This is a genomic window from Variovorax sp. 160MFSha2.1, from assembly GCF_048305075.1.
GTDB classification, from domain to species: domain Bacteria; phylum Pseudomonadota; class Gammaproteobacteria; order Burkholderiales; family Burkholderiaceae_C; genus Variovorax; species Variovorax guangxiensis.
Window position 1 is genome coordinate 6,333,003 of the sequence record NZ_CP157624.1, and the last position, 15,688, is coordinate 6,348,690.

At 69.8% G+C, this 15,688-nt stretch carries 16 protein-coding genes; 10 read left to right on the forward strand and 6 right to left on the reverse strand.

The features are described from left to right. Nucleotides 1–4: 4 nt before the first annotated feature. A complete protein-coding gene (locus tag ABL838_RS29280; protein ID WP_418123123.1) occupies nt 5–337 on the reverse strand; it encodes a zinc ribbon domain-containing protein in 333 nt (110 codons plus the stop codon). Between the two features lie 150 nt (nt 338–487). Here ABL838_RS29280 and gorA point away from each other — a divergent pair, with 150 nt between their 5' ends. Continuing rightward, nucleotides 488–1,846: a glutathione-disulfide reductase gene (gene gorA / locus ABL838_RS29285; protein ID WP_418123124.1), complete on the forward strand. Its 1,359-nt coding sequence runs from the start codon at nt 488–490 to the stop codon at nt 1,844–1,846. Here gorA and ABL838_RS29290 read toward each other — a convergent pair. Both ABL838_RS29290 and ABL838_RS29295 read right to left on the reverse strand, forming a co-directional pair. Next, nucleotides 1,843–2,754: a ketopantoate reductase family protein gene (locus ABL838_RS29290; RefSeq protein WP_418123125.1), complete on the reverse strand. Its 912-nt coding sequence runs from the start codon at nt 2,752–2,754 to the stop codon at nt 1,843–1,845. The two genes, gorA and ABL838_RS29290, sit on opposite strands and share 4 nt — an antisense overlap. A 67-nt stretch (nt 2,755–2,821) precedes the next feature. Continuing rightward, nucleotides 2,822–3,736, reverse strand: coding sequence for a LysR substrate-binding domain-containing protein (locus ABL838_RS29295; protein ID WP_418123126.1), 915 nt, complete (start codon nt 3,734–3,736; stop codon nt 2,822–2,824). A gap of 185 nt (nt 3,737–3,921) precedes the next feature. On the opposite strand from ABL838_RS29295, the gene ABL838_RS29300 reads away from it, so the two are divergent. The 8 genes from ABL838_RS29300 (at nt 3,922) to ABL838_RS29335 (ending at nt 11,992) form a co-directional block, all read left to right on the forward strand. After that, a complete protein-coding gene (locus tag ABL838_RS29300; protein ID WP_418123127.1) occupies nt 3,922–4,689 on the forward strand; it encodes an ABC transporter permease in 768 nt (255 codons plus the stop codon). A 19-nt stretch (nt 4,690–4,708) separates the two neighbouring features. Then, complete coding sequence (locus ABL838_RS29305; protein WP_418123129.1) at nt 4,709–5,737, forward strand: ABC transporter ATP-binding protein; 1,029 nt, start codon at nt 4,709–4,711, stop codon at nt 5,735–5,737. 22 nt (nt 5,738–5,759) lie between these two features. After that, entirely contained in the window at nt 5,760–6,839 is a 1,080-nt protein-coding gene (locus ABL838_RS29310) for an extracellular solute-binding protein (protein WP_418123130.1), read from the forward strand. A gap of 6 nt (nt 6,840–6,845) precedes the next feature. Next, a complete protein-coding gene (locus ABL838_RS29315) occupies nt 6,846–7,670 on the forward strand; it encodes an ABC transporter permease (protein WP_418123131.1) in 825 nt (274 codons plus the stop codon). Then, nucleotides 7,618–8,169, forward strand: a complete 552-nt coding sequence (locus ABL838_RS29320; RefSeq protein ID WP_369660527.1) for a TIGR00725 family protein — start codon at nt 7,618–7,620, stop codon at nt 8,167–8,169. Before ABL838_RS29315 ends, ABL838_RS29320 begins: the two co-directional genes overlap by 53 nt. A 38-nt stretch (nt 8,170–8,207) precedes the next feature. Continuing rightward, nucleotides 8,208–9,725 carry an AMP nucleosidase gene (locus ABL838_RS29325; RefSeq protein WP_126025474.1) on the forward strand — a complete coding sequence of 506 codons (1,518 nt, stop codon included), beginning with the start codon at nt 8,208–8,210 and terminating at the stop codon, nt 9,723–9,725. A gap of 125 nt (nt 9,726–9,850) precedes the next feature. Beyond that, complete coding sequence (locus tag ABL838_RS29330; protein ID WP_418123133.1) at nt 9,851–10,864, forward strand: Bug family tripartite tricarboxylate transporter substrate binding protein; 1,014 nt, start codon at nt 9,851–9,853, stop codon at nt 10,862–10,864. Between the two features lie 174 nt (nt 10,865–11,038). Continuing rightward, complete coding sequence (locus ABL838_RS29335; protein ID WP_418125926.1) at nt 11,039–11,992, forward strand: Bug family tripartite tricarboxylate transporter substrate binding protein; 954 nt, start codon at nt 11,039–11,041, stop codon at nt 11,990–11,992. Between the two features lie 118 nt (nt 11,993–12,110). Here ABL838_RS29335 and ABL838_RS29340 read toward each other — a convergent pair whose 3' ends face one another. After that, complete coding sequence (locus ABL838_RS29340) at nt 12,111–12,815, reverse strand: ArsR/SmtB family transcription factor (protein WP_184639726.1); 705 nt, start codon at nt 12,813–12,815, stop codon at nt 12,111–12,113. A gap of 112 nt (nt 12,816–12,927) precedes the next feature. On the opposite strand from ABL838_RS29340, the gene ABL838_RS29345 reads away from it, so the two are divergent. Next, nucleotides 12,928–14,076, forward strand: coding sequence for a cytochrome P450 (locus ABL838_RS29345; RefSeq protein WP_418125927.1), 1,149 nt, complete (start codon nt 12,928–12,930; stop codon nt 14,074–14,076). On the opposite strand, the gene ABL838_RS29350 is transcribed toward ABL838_RS29345, so the two are convergent. Continuing rightward, nucleotides 14,034–15,026, reverse strand: a complete 993-nt coding sequence (locus tag ABL838_RS29350; RefSeq protein WP_418123134.1) for a pyridoxamine 5'-phosphate oxidase family protein — start codon at nt 15,024–15,026, stop codon at nt 14,034–14,036. The two genes, ABL838_RS29345 and ABL838_RS29350, sit on opposite strands and share 43 nt — an antisense overlap. Further along, nucleotides 15,023–15,679, reverse strand: coding sequence for a glutathione S-transferase family protein (locus ABL838_RS29355; RefSeq protein WP_418123135.1), 657 nt, complete (start codon nt 15,677–15,679; stop codon nt 15,023–15,025). Before ABL838_RS29355 ends, ABL838_RS29350 begins: the two co-directional genes overlap by 4 nt. Nucleotides 15,680–15,688: the final 9 nt, after the last annotated feature.

A 15,688-nucleotide genomic window follows, 5' to 3' on the forward strand; every position in this document is an offset into this window, starting at 1 on the left:
TTCTTCAGCCGCGCGGTGCACCTTCCGCAGGCTGGCCGCACTGCGCACAGAACCTTGCGCCGGCCTGCACGGCGGTGCCGCACTGACTGCAGGCAGCCGGCTGCATCGAACCGCCGCATTGCTGGCAGAAGCGCGCGCCGGACGCGCTGACGGCGCGGCATGACGGACATGCGCTGCCCCTGCCCGATGACGATGCGCCGTTGCCGTATCCGCCGTTGCCATATCCGCCGCGCGAGCCGTGGTGGCCACCGCCGCCGCCGCCGCCATGACGCGACCCGCCGTGTCCACCGAAGAGTCTTTCGAGCATGCCCATATGTTTCTCCCAGAGAGCTGGCATCCCGCGCAAGCGTCGCCGGTGGCGATGAACTCCCGCGGGGCCTGCGGGCAGTGGAATCCCTGAAGCAGCTCCAGAGTCAAGCAAGCCCCGCCCGAAGCGCCGCCTTCGGCCCGCCGCTACAGTCAGCGGCCAAAGGAGCCAAGCTTTCCCATGCCCACATTCGACTTCGATCTCTTCGTCATCGGCGGCGGCAGCGGCGGCGTTCGTGCCGCGCGCATGGCGGCGCAGACCGGCGCCCGCGTCGCCCTCGCCGAGGCCGCCGAGCTCGGCGGCACCTGCGTCAACGTGGGCTGCATTCCCAAGAAGCTCTACAGCTACGCGGCCGGCTATGCCGAATCCTTCGAGGAAGCCGCGGGCTACGGCTGGACGCTTTCCGAGGCGCCGCAGTTCGACTGGGCGCGCCTGAAGGCGCAGCGCGCGAAGGAGATCACGCGGCTCAACGGCATCTACGCCTCGCTGCTGAAGAACGCGGGCGTCACGCTCGTCACCGGCTGGGCGCAGCTGGTCGATCCGCACACGGTGGAGGTCGACGGCAAGCGCCACACCGCGCGCCATCTGCTCGTGGCCACCGGCGGCACGCCCTTCGTGCCCGACATCCAGGGCCGCGAGCACGTCGTGACCTCCGACGCGATGTTCGACCTCGACCCGTTCCCCAAGCGCCTGCTGGTGGTGGGCGGCGGCTATATCGCCTGCGAGTTCGCGTCGATCTTCAACGGGCTGGGCTCCAAGGTCACGCAACTGCACCGGCGCGCGCACCTGCTCACCGGCTTCGACGACGACGTGCGGCAGTTCCTGGCGAACGAGATAGGCAAGGCCGGCGTCGACGTGCGGCTGAACTGCGAGGTCGCCTCGATCACGCGCGGCTCCGACGGCCTCACGGTCACGCTCGCGCGCGGCCAGCAGATCGAGGCCGACACCGTGCTCTTCGCCACCGGCCGCGTGCCCAACACGCAGGGGCTGGGCCTCGAAGCGGCGGGCGTGAAGCTCGACGAGCGCGGCGCGATCGCGGTCGATGCGCACTACCGCAGTTCGGTGCCGTCGATCTACGCGGTGGGCGACGTCTCCACCCGCGTGCAGCTCACGCCGGTGGCGCTGGCCGAGGCGATGGTGGTCGTCGACGAACTCTTCGGCAAGGGCAAGCGCCGCCTCGACTACGAGTTCATTCCCACCGCCGTGTTCACGCACCCGAACATCGGCACCTGCGGCTACACGGAGCTCGACGCGCGCGCGAAGTTCGGCGAGGTGACGGTGTTCTCCAGCGAGTTCAAGTCGCTGCGCCACACGCTCTCGGGCCGCAGCGAGCGCACCTTCATGAAGCTGGTGGTCGACAAGGCCACCGACCGCGTGGTGGGCCTGCACATGGTGGGCGCCGATGCCGGCGAAGTGGTGCAGGGCTTCGCGGTGGCGATGCGCGCGGGCGCGACGAAGGCGATCTTCGACAGCACGGTGGGCATCCACCCCACGGCTGCCGAAGAGTTCGTGACGATGCGCGAGCCGATGCCCGGCTAGGCTCGGGCCGCCTGCTGCTTGCCCTCAAGCAGCTTCACCATCACGAACAGCACGCGGTTGGCCGGCGTGGGCACGCCGAGCGCCTCGCCGCGGCGCACGATCAGGCCGTTGAGGTGGTCGATCTCGCTGGGCTTGCCGCGCGCGAGGTCCTGCGCAGTGGACGAGTACTGCGAGGGCATGGTCTGTGCGATGGCGCGCACGGCGGCGTCGGTGTCGCCGGACACTTCCACGCCCTCGGCCCTGGCAACTGCGAGGCATTCGGCCACCACGTCGCGGATCATGTCGGTCACGCCGGTGCCCTTCACGAGCACGCCGTAGGGTAGCTGCGTGACGGCGGAAAGCGCGTTGTAGGCGCAGTTGAGGATCAGCTTGGCCCACAGCGATCCGCGCACATTGGACGAAATCTGCGTGGGCACGCCGGCGGCTTCGAGGTGCCTTGCCACTTCCTCGCCGCGGCCCGAGGGGGCGATCACCAGCTCGCCGCGTCCGTGGTGCTTCACGTGGCCGGGCCCGGCCATTTCGGTCGCGACGTAGACGACCGCCGCCGCCACCTCGTTCGACGGCGGCAGCACCGAGCGCACGCGCTCGTCGTTGTCCACGCCGTTCTGCAGCGTGAGCACCAGCGCGCCAGGTGCGAGATGCGGCTTGATCTGTTCAGCCGCAGATTCGCTGTCGGTCGATTTCACGCAGAACAGCACGAGGTCCGCGCCCTGAACGGCCGAAGCCTCGGTGCTTGCGGCAACGCGCACGTGCTCGTCGAAGGCCTTGGTCTCCAGGCGCAGGCCCCTGGCGTCGACGGCTTCCACGTGCGCGGGGCGGCCTATCAGCACCACCTCGTGTCCGGCTCGCGCGAGCATCGCCCCGTAGTAACAGCCGACCGCGCCGGCTCCCATGACTGCGACTTTCATCGGTTCGTTTCCTTGCTTGTCCGCATGGAGGGCAAGCCTACCGAAGATGGCGCCTTCATGCTTCGCTTCATGCCTCAGTTTCCACGCCGCGCGACTTCAGCCCCTCGGCGAGCAGCCATTCGCGGAACGCCGCAAAGGCCGGCAGGTCGAGGCGGTCGGGCCTATAGCAGAGGTAGTGCCCCTGGTTCACGCTCACCGGCGTGCCGCAGGGGCTCAGCAGGGCGCCTTCGGCGAGCTCTTCCTGCACCAGCAGCTTCGGCACCAGGCCGATGCCCAGTCCGTTCAGTGCCGCCTGGATCAGCGCCGAATACTGGGCGAAGCGCGGGCCGGCCACGGTCTGCACCTCGGGCACGCCGTGCTGCACGGCCCACAGGCGCCAGGCGGTGGGCGCGCCCTCGTGGTGCAGCAGCGTATGGCCGACGATGTCGGCGGGCTGCGCGATGCGGTGTCGCCCTTCGACCAGCGCGCGCGCCACGATCAGCACGAACTCGCGCCCCGCGATGTATTCGGACACCACGCCGGGCCAGCCATCAGGGCCGTAGCGGATGGCTGCATCGACGCCGGCCGGGATGCCGTCGCTGGGCTCCAGGTGGCGGCTGAAGCTCAGCATCACGTGGCGGCTCTTCTGGCTGAAGGCCGGCAGGCGCGGAATGAGCCACTTGGTGAGGAAGGTGGGCACGCTCGCCAGCGTGAGCAGGCCGGCGCCCGCGTCGCCCGAACGGGCCTCGAAGGTGGCGGTCTCGATGGCGCGCAGGCCGCCGGAGATCTTCTGCCAGTACACGCGCCCCTGCGGCGTGAGCTGGACGCCGCGCCCGTTCTTCTGCAGCAGCTCGCGGCCCAGGAAGGCTTCGAGCCCCGCGATCTGCTTGCTGACCGCGCTCACGGTGATGCACAGCGCGCCGGCGGCCAGCGTGATGCTCTGGTGGCGCGCGACGGCGTCGAAGGCCAGCAGTTCCTGGATGGTGGGGCAGTCGCGCTTCATGCATGACCCCGCTTCATGAAAGCCGCGTGAAAAACGCTTTCCGATTGCTCAAGTGTCGTCATCCAACTTTCACCCATAAGTTCGTACGCGATTCCTAGAATTCGAGGCAACGCGGCGGCAAGCCCGGCGCGAACAGTAGCGCATCCGGAAAGTATGCCGGGCGCCCATGACATTCGGAGGCAAGCTTGGTTCGCGTCATCTCGCTCATCTACGGCCTGTACCTGCTGCTGCCCATCGCGCTGCTGCTGGTCGGCAGCGTGGGCGGCAACTGGACCAACACGCTGCTGCCCACGGGCATCACCGGGCAGTGGTATCTCGACCTCTGGCTCGACACCTCCTTCCGAAAGGCCTTCGTGAGCAGCCTCGTGGTGGCCATGTCGGCCTGTGCCATCAACACCGTGCTGGCCCTGCCGCTGGCCTATGCGCTGTATCACGGTGCGCGGCGCGGCGGCAGCCTGGCGGCGCGCATCGTGAGCGCCACGCCGGTGGCGGTGCCGGCGATCACGCTGGCCTTCGGCTACATGATCGTGTTCAACACCGACCTGGCGCCCTGGCTGGGCTCGATGCCGCTCCTGATCGCGGCGCACGCGATCCTCACCTTGCCCTACCTCACCAACACGCTGCTGACCGACCTGCGTCACCTCGACCTGAGCCGGCTGGAGCAGGCGGCCGCCACGCTCGGCGCCTCGGGCTGGCAGCAGTTCACCGGCATCGTGCTGCCCAGCCTGCGCCAGAGCCTGATCAGCGGGCTGGTGATGGTGGCGGCCATTTCGGTGGGCGAGTTCGGCGTGTCGAACCTGCTCACGAGTTTCCAGAACCGCACCTACCCGGTGGTGCTGCTGCAGGCCTTCTACGGCGCGACGGGCTTCGCCTGCGCGGCCACGGTGATCCTGCTGGTGCTGGCGAGCGCGTCGGCGCTTCTTTCCTCTTCCCTCGTGAAGCAACGCGCATAAGCGGCAGAACCGGTACGCCATGAGCCTCCTCCTCGACAAGGTCAGCTACAACTACCCCGGCAGCACGCACGGCCTGCACGAGGTTTCGCTCGACGTGCGCACCGGCGAGCTGGTCGCGGTGATCGGGCCCAGCGGCTCTGGCAAGTCGACGCTGCTCAAACTGGTGTCGGGCCTGGAGACGGGCCACACCGGCCGCATCGCGCTCGACGGCGAGGACATGTCGCGCACGCCGGTGCACCAGCGCCACATCGGCATGGTGTTCCAGAGCTACGCGCTCTTTCCGCACCTGAGCGTGCTCGACAACGTGGCCTACGGCCTCAAGCTGCGCAAGGTGGCCACGGCCGAGCGGCACCGCCGCGCGCAGGAGCTGCTCGACATCGTGGGGCTGGGCGAGTTCTCGCGGCGCGCGGTGGCGCAGCTCTCGGGCGGGCAGCAGCAGCGCGTGGCGCTGGCCCGCGCGCTGGCCATCGACCCGCGCGCCCTGCTGCTGGACGAGCCGCTCTCGGCGCTCGACGCCAGCGTGCGCGGCCACCTGCGCGACCAGATCCGCGCCATCCAGCAGCGCTTCAACGCCACCACGCTGCTGGTCACGCACGACCAGGAGGAAGCGCTGGCCATGGCCGACCGCGTGGCGATGCTGAAAGACGGCCGGCTGCTGCAGATCGCCACGCCGCGCGACATCTACGAGAACCCCGCGAGCCGCGCGGTGGCCGAGTTCGTCGGGCTCTCGACGATCCTGCCCGCGAAGGTGGCCGCGCCCGGCCGGCTGGACATGGGTTTTGCCGAGCTCTTCGCCGACACCGGCCGGCGCGCCTTCGGCACCGAGGTGCACGTGCTGGTGCGCCCCGAGCACATCCGGCCCGACCCTGCCGCCGACGCCGTCAATCGCCTCGCGGGTCGCGCCGGCGCGCAGCGCTACCTGGGCGCGCTCACCCGCTACGACTTCGAAGTGCCGGGCGCGGCCAAGCCCTTCCTCGCCGAATCGGCGAAGCCCGCCGGCGAGGCCATCGCCATCGCGCCCGAGCACCTCCGCTTACTCGACCACTGACCTCTTCCTCCAAGGAGCCACCATGCAACGCAGACATCTGATCCAGGCCGCCGGCGCACTGCCGCTGGCCTCTCTCGCGGCCCGTACCGCATTCGCCTTCGACGGCCCCGAGCTCTACGCGGGCGAGAAGGCGCTGTACGCCGAGGCGCAGAAGGAAGGCCTGTGCGTCTCCTTCGACACCGGCCCCGAGTGGGCCAACTGGAAGTCGCTGTTCCGCGACTTCAAGAAGCGCTACCCCGAGATCGAGCTGACCTACAACGACATCGGCTCCGCCGCCACCGTGGTCTCGCTCGAGAAGACCAGGCGCCGCCCGCAGGCAGACACCGCCTACTACTTCGCCGCCTCCGCCGTCGACGCCGCCAGGAAGGACGTGGTCGCGCCCTTCAAGCCCGTCAACTTCGACAAGCTGCCGGCCGTGTTCCGCGAGGCCGAGGGCCGCTGGTTCACCATCCACACGCTCAACATCGCCTTCCTGGTCAACAAGAAGCTGGTGAAGAACGTGCCCACCGGCTGGGCCGACCTGCTCAAGCCCGAATTCAAGAACACGGTCGTGTACCTCGACCCACGCTCCACCGGCATCGGCCAGGTGCTGACCTTCGCGGCGGCCTATGCCAACGGCGGCAGCGTCGACAACGTGCAGCCCGGCACCGACTACCTCGGCAAGCTGCATGCAGCGGGCAACGTGCTGCGCGTGGAAGGCACCACGCCCTATGCCAAGTTCCTGAAGGGCGAGATCCCGGTGTGGATCAGCTACGAGAACGACGGCCTGAAGGCCAAGCACGTCGACGGCATGGGCGACGCGGTGGAAGTCGTGATCCCCAAGGAAGCCAGCGTGGCAGCGCCCTACGCCATCAGCCTCGTGAAGAACGGCCCGAACCCGAACGCCGGCAAGCTGTGGCTCAACTTCATCATGAGCGAGGCCGGCCAATCGCTGTTCGCCCAGGGCTTCGTGCGCCCCGCCGTGCCGGGCACGCCGCTGTCGGCCGACATGGCCGCCAAGATGCCGGCCGCGCCGCAGATCAAGCCGCTCGACGTGGTGAAGGCCTCGGAGCGCAAGGCGGAAATCGACAAGCTCTGGGCGCAGGCCGCACTGGGCAAGTAAGCAGCCATGCGACGCTTTGGCGCCTGGCCCGCGTGGGCCTTCATGGCGCTGTTCTTCGCGGTGCCGCTGGCGGCGCTGCTGCCCGAGGCCTTCGGCGAAGGCGGCAGCGCCTTCGGCCGGCTGTTCGGCAACGCGCTCTTCTTCGGCGCGCTGCGCAACACGCTGGCGCTCGGGCTCGCGGCGGGTGCCATGTCGGCGATCGTGGGCACCTGCATCGCGATCGAACTCGCGCGCCAGCCCGAAGCGCGCCGCCGCTGGATGATGACGCTGCTGGGCCTGCCGCTGGCCTTTTCGGGCCTGGTGATCGCCTACGGCTTCATCCTGGCCTTCGGCCGGGCGGGCTTCGTAACGCAGCTGCTCGCGGGGCTGGGCGCCGACCCGGCCGCCATCGGCAGCTGGATCTACAGCGTGTCGGGCCTGGGTTTTGCGTATGCCTACTACCTGATTCCGCGCGTGGCGCTGTCGCTGTACCCGGTGTTCGCGAACCTCGACCTGCGCCCGGCGCAGGCGGCGCGCACGCTGGGCGCCTCGCGCTCGCGCGCCTTCTGGGACACGGTGGTGCCCGAGGTGCTGCCTTCGGTCCTGTCGAACGCCTGCATGGTGACCGCGATCGCGATGGGCACCTACGGCACGGCGCTGGCGCTGGTGGGCACGCAGCTCAACATCCTGCCGCTGATGCTGCTGGCGCAGGTGGGCGACGGCGGTTCCGATTTCGCGGTGGCGGCGGCCCTGTCGCTGGTGCTGATGGTTGTGTGTGTGATCGTGATGGGAGTGGGCGATGTCTTTACGCGAAGGCGCGAGCGCGGCGGTGCTGCCGGCGCCGGTCACTGAGGCGCTGGAACGCCTCGCGCAGAAACAGCGGGGGCCGCAGCGCCACCGCCAGCCGGTGGCCATCATCGGCCCCGGCGACGGCGGTCCGGCCGAATGCGAGGCCGCCCATGCGGTGGCGCATGCGCTGGCCGGCGCGGGCATGGCGGTGGTCTGCGGCGGGCGCGGCGGCGTGATGGCCGCAGCCTCGCGCGGCGCGGTGGAAGCCGGCGGCATCGCCGTGGGAATCCTGCCCGAGGACGACGACCGCAATGCCAACGAATGGCTCAGCGTGGCCATTCCCACCGGCATGGGCGAGATGCGCAACGGCATCGTCGCGCGCAGCGGCGTGTGCCTGGTCGCCATCGGCGGCAACATGGGCACGCTGTCTGAAATGGCGCTGGGCCTCAAGTGGGGCAAGCCGGTGTTCGTGATGCACGGCGACGTGGCGCTGCCCGGCGCGGTGCAGGCCACGGACGTGAACGACATGCTGGCGAAGGTGCTGGCCTGCCTGTTGAACTGACCCGAGCTGACGGGGCAGCCGCATTGCACAATGCCGGCATGCCCTACATGCCAACCTTCGTCGCTCCCGCCCGCTTCACCGACGCCGCCGCCGCACTCGAACAGGTCAAGCTGATCTACCAGAGCGGCCTCGCGCACCTGCGCGAATCGATGCTGCGCTTCGTCGCCGGCGAAGAACTGCCGGGTCGGGTGCGGGCCTGCTACCCCTTCGTGCGGGTGCACACCCACACCGTCTCGCGCCACACGCCGCCGGCCAACGCCGGCCTGAGCTACGGCTTCGTGGCAGGCCCCGGCCGCTACGAGACCACGCTGACGCGGCCCGACCTGTTCTCGCGCTACTACCTCGACCAGTTCCGCCTGCTGCTGGAAAACCACCAGGTCGAGCTCGAGGTCGGCACCAGCACGCAGCCCATTCCGATCCATTTCTCCTTCGCCGAGAACGACCACATCGAAGGCACCATGAGCGCCGAGCGCCGCGCCCTCATGCGCGACGTGTTCGACCTGCCCGACCTGGGCGTGATGGACGACGGCATCGCCAACGGCACCTTCGAGGCGCGCGACGGCGAGGCGCAGCCGCTGTCGCTGTTCACCGCCGCGCGGGTCGACTACTCGCTGCACCGCCTGCGCCACTACTCGGGCACGGCGCCGGAGTGGTTCCAGAACTTCGTGCTGTTCACCAACTACCAGTTCTACATCGACGAATTCGTGCGCCTGGGCCACGAGGCCATGGCCGACGAGAACAGCGAGTACGTCGCCTTCATCGAGCCCGGCAACGTGGTCACGCGCCGCCGCGGACTGCCCGCCGGCTCGAGCGCTACCTACGGCCACCTGCTCGACGGCAGCCAGGGCACCGCGCCGCCGCGCCTGCCGCAGATGCCGGCCTACCACCTGGTGCGCGAGGACTGCAGCGGCACCACCATGGTCAACATCGGCGTGGGCCCGGCCAACGCCAAGACCATCACCGACCACATCGCGGTGCTGCGCCCGCATGCCTGGATGATGCTGGGCCACTGCGCGGGCCTGCGCAACACGCAGCAGCTCGGCGACTACGTGCTGGCCCACGCCTACGTGCGCGAGGACCACGTGCTCGACGAGGAACTGCCGCTGTGGGTGCCGATCCCGGCGCTGTCGGAGATCCAGCTCGCGCTGGAAAAAGCAGTGGCCGACGTCACGCGCTACGAGGGACCCGACCTGAAGAAGATCATGCGCACCGGCACCGTGGCCAGCACCGACAACCGCAACTGGGAGCTGCTGCCGGGCAACCAGCCGCAGCGCCGCTTCAGCCAGAGCCGCGCGGTGGCCCTGGACATGGAAAGCGCGACCATCGCGGCCAACGGCTTCCGCTTCCGCGTGCCCTACGGCACCCTGCTGTGCGTGAGCGACAAGCCGCTGCACGGCGAGATCAAGCTGCCCGGCATGGCCAACCACTTCTACCGCGAGCGCGTGGAGCAGCACCTGCGCATCGGCATGCGGGCCATCGACATCCTGCGCGCCGAGGGCTCGACCCGGCTGCACAGTCGCAAGCTGCGCAGCTTCGCCGAAGTGGCGTTCCAGTAAGAAGAACGGCTCCAGCAGGGGCCCGGCAAGGGCCGGGGCCTCAGGGTTTGTCCTGCCCGCGGCCGCGCGGGATTGGCGCGTTTCGCGGACATCATCCGGTCTATCCCACGACAACCGGAAAGAAGATGACCCAGTCGCGCTCCGTTCCCCCCATCTCCCGTCGCAGTTTTTCTGCATGGATCGCGGCCTCGGCCGCCGCAGCCGGCGCAGGACACGCCGCGCTGTGGCCGCGCGCCGCGCACGCCGCCGACGCGCCGCTGAGCAACCGGCTGCGCATCGTGATCCCCGCCAACGAAGGCGGCGGCTGGGACCAGACGGGCCGTGCGCTGGGCGCCGCGATGCTGGCATCGGGCGCGGTCGGCAACGTGGTGTACGAGAACGTCGGCGGCAAGGGCGGCACGATCGGTCTCGCCAGGTACGTCGAGAAATACGACGCCGATCCCGACACGCTGCTGATGAGCGGCATGGTCATGGTCGGCGCGGTGGCGCTGCAGAAGCCCACGGTCACCATGGCCAACATGGCGCCCATCGCCCGCCTCACCAGCGACTACGAGGTGATCGCGGTGAAGGCCGACTCACCCATCAGGACGCCGAAGGACCTGATCGCGCAACTGCGCGCGGACGCGGCCGGCACCGTCATCGCGGGCGGCTCGGCAGGCGGCGTGGACCACATGTACGCCGGCATGCTGGCGCGCGTGGCCGATGCCTCGCAGTCGCTGGTCTACCAGGCGCACCCCGGCGGAGCGGAGGTGGTCGAGGCACTCGATACCGGCAAGGCCGTGGCGGGCATCTCGGGCTACAGCGAGTTCGCCGAGGGCCTGGCCAGCGGCAAGCTGCGCGCCATCGGCGTGTCGTCGAAGCGGCCGTTCCAGGGCATCGCCTCGGTGCGCGAACAGGGCGTGGACGCCGACCTCGCCAACTGGCGCGGCGTGCTCACCGGCCGCAAGGTACCGCCATACCGCAAGGCGGCCCTGCTGACGGTGGTGCGGCGCGCCACCGCCACCGAGCTGTGGCAGAAAACCGTCAAGCAGAACAACTGGGACCCGTTCTGGCTCGACGGCAAGGAGTTCGAGAACTTCCTCGAAACCGACACCGCGATGGCCGGCCCGCTCATCTATCTGCTGAAGCTCAAGGCCTGAACCGCCGGTTCGCTCGGTCGGGCCTTGTTCGGGTTTACCCCGAGCAAATGACACTAATGACTGACACGGTTTTCGTCGATCATCCGGTTACTTTTATAGGGAGCCGGAAACAAAATGACGCATTTCGTGCCAACTGCCCCCACGGGGCTGTCTCGCCGTGGCTTCACCGCCTGGATGGCATCGGCCGCCGCCGTGGGCGTTGTGCCCGCGCTGCGGCCTTCAGCAGCGGGCGCGGCTGAAGCGCAACTCGCCCCCAAGCTGCGCATCGTCATTCCCGCCAACGAAGGCGGCGGCTGGGACCAGACCGGCCGCGCGCTGGGCGCCGCGATGATCGCCTCGGGGGCGGTGGGGGACATCAGCTACGAGAACATCGGCGGCAAGGGCGGCACCATCGGCCTGGCCAAGTACGTCGAGAAATACGACGCCGACCCCGACACGCTGCTGATGAGCGGCATGGTCATGGTCGGTGCCGTGGCGCTGCAGAAGCCCGCCATCACCATGGCGCAGGTCGCGCCGGTGGCCCGGCTCACCAGCGACTACGAAGTGGTGGCCGTGAAGGCCGACTCTCCCATCAAGACGCCGAAGGACCTGATCGCGCAGCTGCGCGCAGATGCCGCGAAGACGGTCATTGCGGGCGGCTCGGCCGGCGGCGTGGACCACATGTACGCGGGCATGCTGGCGCGCGTGGCCGGCAACGCGGGCGCGCTGGTCTACCAACCGCATCCTGGCGGCGCGCAGGTGGTCGAGGCGCTCGAATCGGGCAAGGCAGCCGCCGGCATCTCGGGCTACAGCGAATTCAGCGAGCAGCTCGCCAACGGCAAGCTGCGCGCCATCGGCGTGTCGGCCAAGCGGCCGTTCCTGGGCATTCCGTCGGTGCGCGAACAGGGCGTGGACGCCGACCTCGCCAACTGGCGCGGCGTGCTCACCGGCAAGAAGGTCACGGCGGAACGAAAGGCCGTGCTGCTCGAAGCCGTGCGCCGCGCCACCCAGGCCGACGTCTGGCAGAAGACCATCAAGCGCAACAACTGGGACCCATACTGGATGGCGGGCAAGGACTTCGAGAGCTTCCTCGATCTGGATACGGCGATGGCCGGGCCCCTCATCTATCTGCTCAAGCTCAAGGCCTGAGGCAGGTTCACCCCCAGGCTTCGCGCACTTCGTGTCGCTGCGCCAACCCCCTTCCGGGGGCGACACCTGCGGCCCGGCAAAGCCGGTTCCGCGGTGTCTGCGGCCTTGGGCCGCTCGATCAGGAAAAAAGCTCCGGCATCTCCCGCCGCGCCTTCGGCGTCAGCGTGAGCGCCCGCCCGTCCAGCTCCTGCCGCACCCATCCCCGTTTCAGCGACAGCTGCAGCCACGCCGCGCCCAGCGCGCCGCCCAGGTGCGGGCGGCGCTCGCTCCAGTCGAGGCAGGCACAGGCGAAGCGGCGGCGCGAGCGGCGCACCTCGTCGATCTCCACGCCCAGGCTCTCCAGCGCGATCGCACCATCGGGCGTGAGTTCGTAGGAGCCGCTTTGCAGTCCGCTGAGCCAGCCCTGCGCATGCAGCCGGTCGTGCAGCGCGACGCCGGCCGTGCCCGCCATGTGGTCGTAGCAGGTGCGGGCGCTGCGCAGGCGGCTCGGCGTGCTGGGCCTGAACTCGGGCGCAGGTGGCGTGCGTGGGGTGCCGGCCACCACCATCAGGCTTTCGAGCGCGGAAGCGACGTCGTCGTTGGCGAGGCGGAAGTAGCGGTGCTTGCCCTGCACCAGCACGTCGACCAGCCGCTCTTCCTTCAGGCGCGCCAGGTGTGCGCTGGCGGTGGAGGCGGCCACCTCGGCGACGGTGGCGAGCTCGGTGGCGGTGCGTGCATGGCCGTCCATCAGGCAGCTCAGCATGCGGGCGCGCGCCGGCTCGGCGATCGCGCCGGCCAGGCGGGCGAGCTGGAAGTCGGCGGATGAGGAAAGGGTGTCGTCCATGCGCCCATCCTAAGACGGCGGCGCACGCCACACTTCGTTCGCGGGCGAAGTGTGGCGGCAGCTTCGACCGCACACTGGCGCCATGACGAACACGAGCCCCACGCCCTCCGCCATGCCCGCCGATCCGGTCGCGGCCGCCACGCATGCCGATCCCTACCCGTACTACGCCACTCTTCGCGACGGACCGCCGCTCGCGTGGAACGAGAAGCTGCGCCTGTGGGTCGCGAGCCGCGCGGACGTGGTCGAACAGGTGCTGCAGGCCCACGGTGCCTTGCGCGTGCGGCCGGCCGCCGAACCCGTGCCGCGCGCCATCGTGGGCAGCCCGGCCGGCGAGGTGTTCGGTCACCTGGTCCGAATGAACGACGGTGCCGCGCATCAGGCCCACAGGCCCGCGCTGCAACGCGCGCTCGCCGGGCTCGACCTGAACGCGGTGTACGCGTCCGCCCTGCAGGTCGCGCAGCGCGTGCCTCGGCAGCAGCCGCTTTCCGACACGCTGTTCTCGATGCCGGTGCAGTCCGCCGCGCACCTGCTCGGCTTTGCCGACGATGCGCTGCCGCAGGTGGACCGGTGGATGCGCGACTTCGTGGCCTGCCTGTCGCCGCTTTCCACGCTCGAACAGTTGCAGCGCGCGAGCACTGCCGCCGCGGAGCTGATGGCGCGCTTCGAAGTCCTGGCAACCGGTAATGCGCCGCGGCACGGCACGCTGCTCGCCGCGGTGATGGCAGAAAGCGCAGGCGGCGATGCGCCCCTGTCGCGCTCGCTGCTCGCGAACCTCGCTGGCCTGCTCTCGCAGACCTGCGACGCCACGGCCGGATTGGTCGGCAACAGCCTGATCGCACTGATGCGCGAGCCGTCGCTGCGGCCTTCGGCCCGCACGCGCGATGGCCTCCAGGCCGTCGTCGAGGAAACCGCGCGCCACGATCCGTCGGTGCAGAACACGCGGCGCTTCGCCGCAGAGGCCGTGACCATCGCCGGCACCGACGTGGCTGCGGGCGACACGGTGCTGGTGCTGCTGGCATCGGCCAACCGCGATCCGGCGTTCAACCCCGAGCCCGACCGGTTCATGCCCCTGCGCGAACGGCGCCGCATGCTCGGCTTCGGCCACGGCATGCATGCCTGTCCGGGACAGGCGCTGGCCTGCACGCTGGCCGCCGCCAGCCTCCACACGCTGCTGCAGCATGCAGCCCACCTCGATGCCCAGCGCCTGCGCGGCTGGAGCTACCGGCCGTCGGCCAACGGGCGCATCCCCGTGTTCCACTGACCCGTGCCCGCAAGGTGCGGCGATAGCTGCGCGTCGCCCCAGCGCAGCGGCAGTGCACCCGGCCGGCGCAGCGCGTGCGTGACGCGGAAGCGCACCAGCCGCTCGGCGCCTTCGAAGGCATCCACCTCGGGGCCGTTCCACATGATCTCGGCTGTGGCCGCCACGTGCAGCAGGTCGCCGCTATCGAAGTCGACGAACAGCAGGCCCGCGCGCGGATGCACGGCGAGGTTGCCCAGCGTGTTGAAGAAGCGGTTGCCGTTGAAGTCCGGCAGCACGAGCGTGTCGTCGCCATCGATGCGCACGAAGCCCGGACGGCCGCCGCGGTGCGACACGTCGACGCCGTGCGAGCTCGCGTCGGCCTCGTCGCCCGCCGCGGCTTCGTGGGGGTAGGCAGTGGCAAGGAACAGCGTGTCGGCGCTGCCGATGAGGCGGTGCGCGGCAAGATCCAGCCTGTCGAGCCACTGCACGGGAGCCGCACCGGTAGCGCGCGGCGCGACGAACTCCGGCTCGCGCGCCTGGATGTAGCGCGGGCAGTTGCCGAAGCTCTGCTGCACCGCGACGCTGAAGCCCGCCGCATCGAGCGCCTCCACCGTGCCGTTCATGCGGTTGCGCCGCCGCGTGTGCGGCTGGATGCCGAGCAGCCCCAGGGTTGCGCCCTGCTTCAGCTGGCCGAGGAGCGGATCGCCCGCCGTGGGCAGCGCATCGACGCGCAGGTGCGTGGCATCGGGCGAATGCACGAAGCCGGCGGGCCCGGCGAGCACGCTGGCCCAGGGCTGCAGGTCGGCGTCGAGGCTGCCGGCCACGATGAAGGGCAGCAGCGAGAAGAACTCGCGATGCTGGTCGGGCATGTAGTCGCGGATCACGCGGGGGCCGGCGACCTCCATCTGTTCGCGCGAACCCGCCAGCGCCTGCAGCGTGCGCTCGCCGGCATGGAATGGAGCGGCGATCATGAGCTGGCCCCCGCGGCGAGTCCTACGGCGGTGCGCACCATCGGCACGAAGCCGGGCAATGCCTCGACGCGCGCCAGCCACTCGCGCACGCTCGGATAGCCGTCGAGCGACACGCTGCCTTCAGGGGCGTGCGCCACGTAGGCGTAGTTCGCGATGTCGGCCAGTGTGGCCTCGGGGCCCGCGAGGAAGGGCTGCTGCTGCAGGTGCGTTTCCATCACCGAGAGCAGCGCGTGCGAGCGCTTGACTGTTTCGGTGGGATCGGTCGCGTGGCCGAACAGCACCATGACCCGCGCGGCCGCCGGGCCATAGGCCAGCGGACCGGCGGCCACCGAGAACCAGCGCTGCACACGCGCCGCGCCGATTGCGTCGCGCGGCATCCAGCGCAAGGGGTCGGCCGAATAGCGCTCATTGAGATAGACCAGGATGGCGTTCGAATCGGCCAGCGTGAGATCGCCGTCCTCGATCACGGGCACCTGGCCAAAGGGATTGCGCGCAAGGAACTCTGGCGTGCGGTTCTCGCGCTTGCGCATGTCGAGCTCGATGCTCTCGAAGGGCAGGCCGAGCATCGTGAGAAACAGGCGCACGCGATGCACATGGCCCGAGATGGGGGAGCCGTAGAGCTTGATGGGCTGGGCGGGACGGACGGCGGTCATGGCAATTCC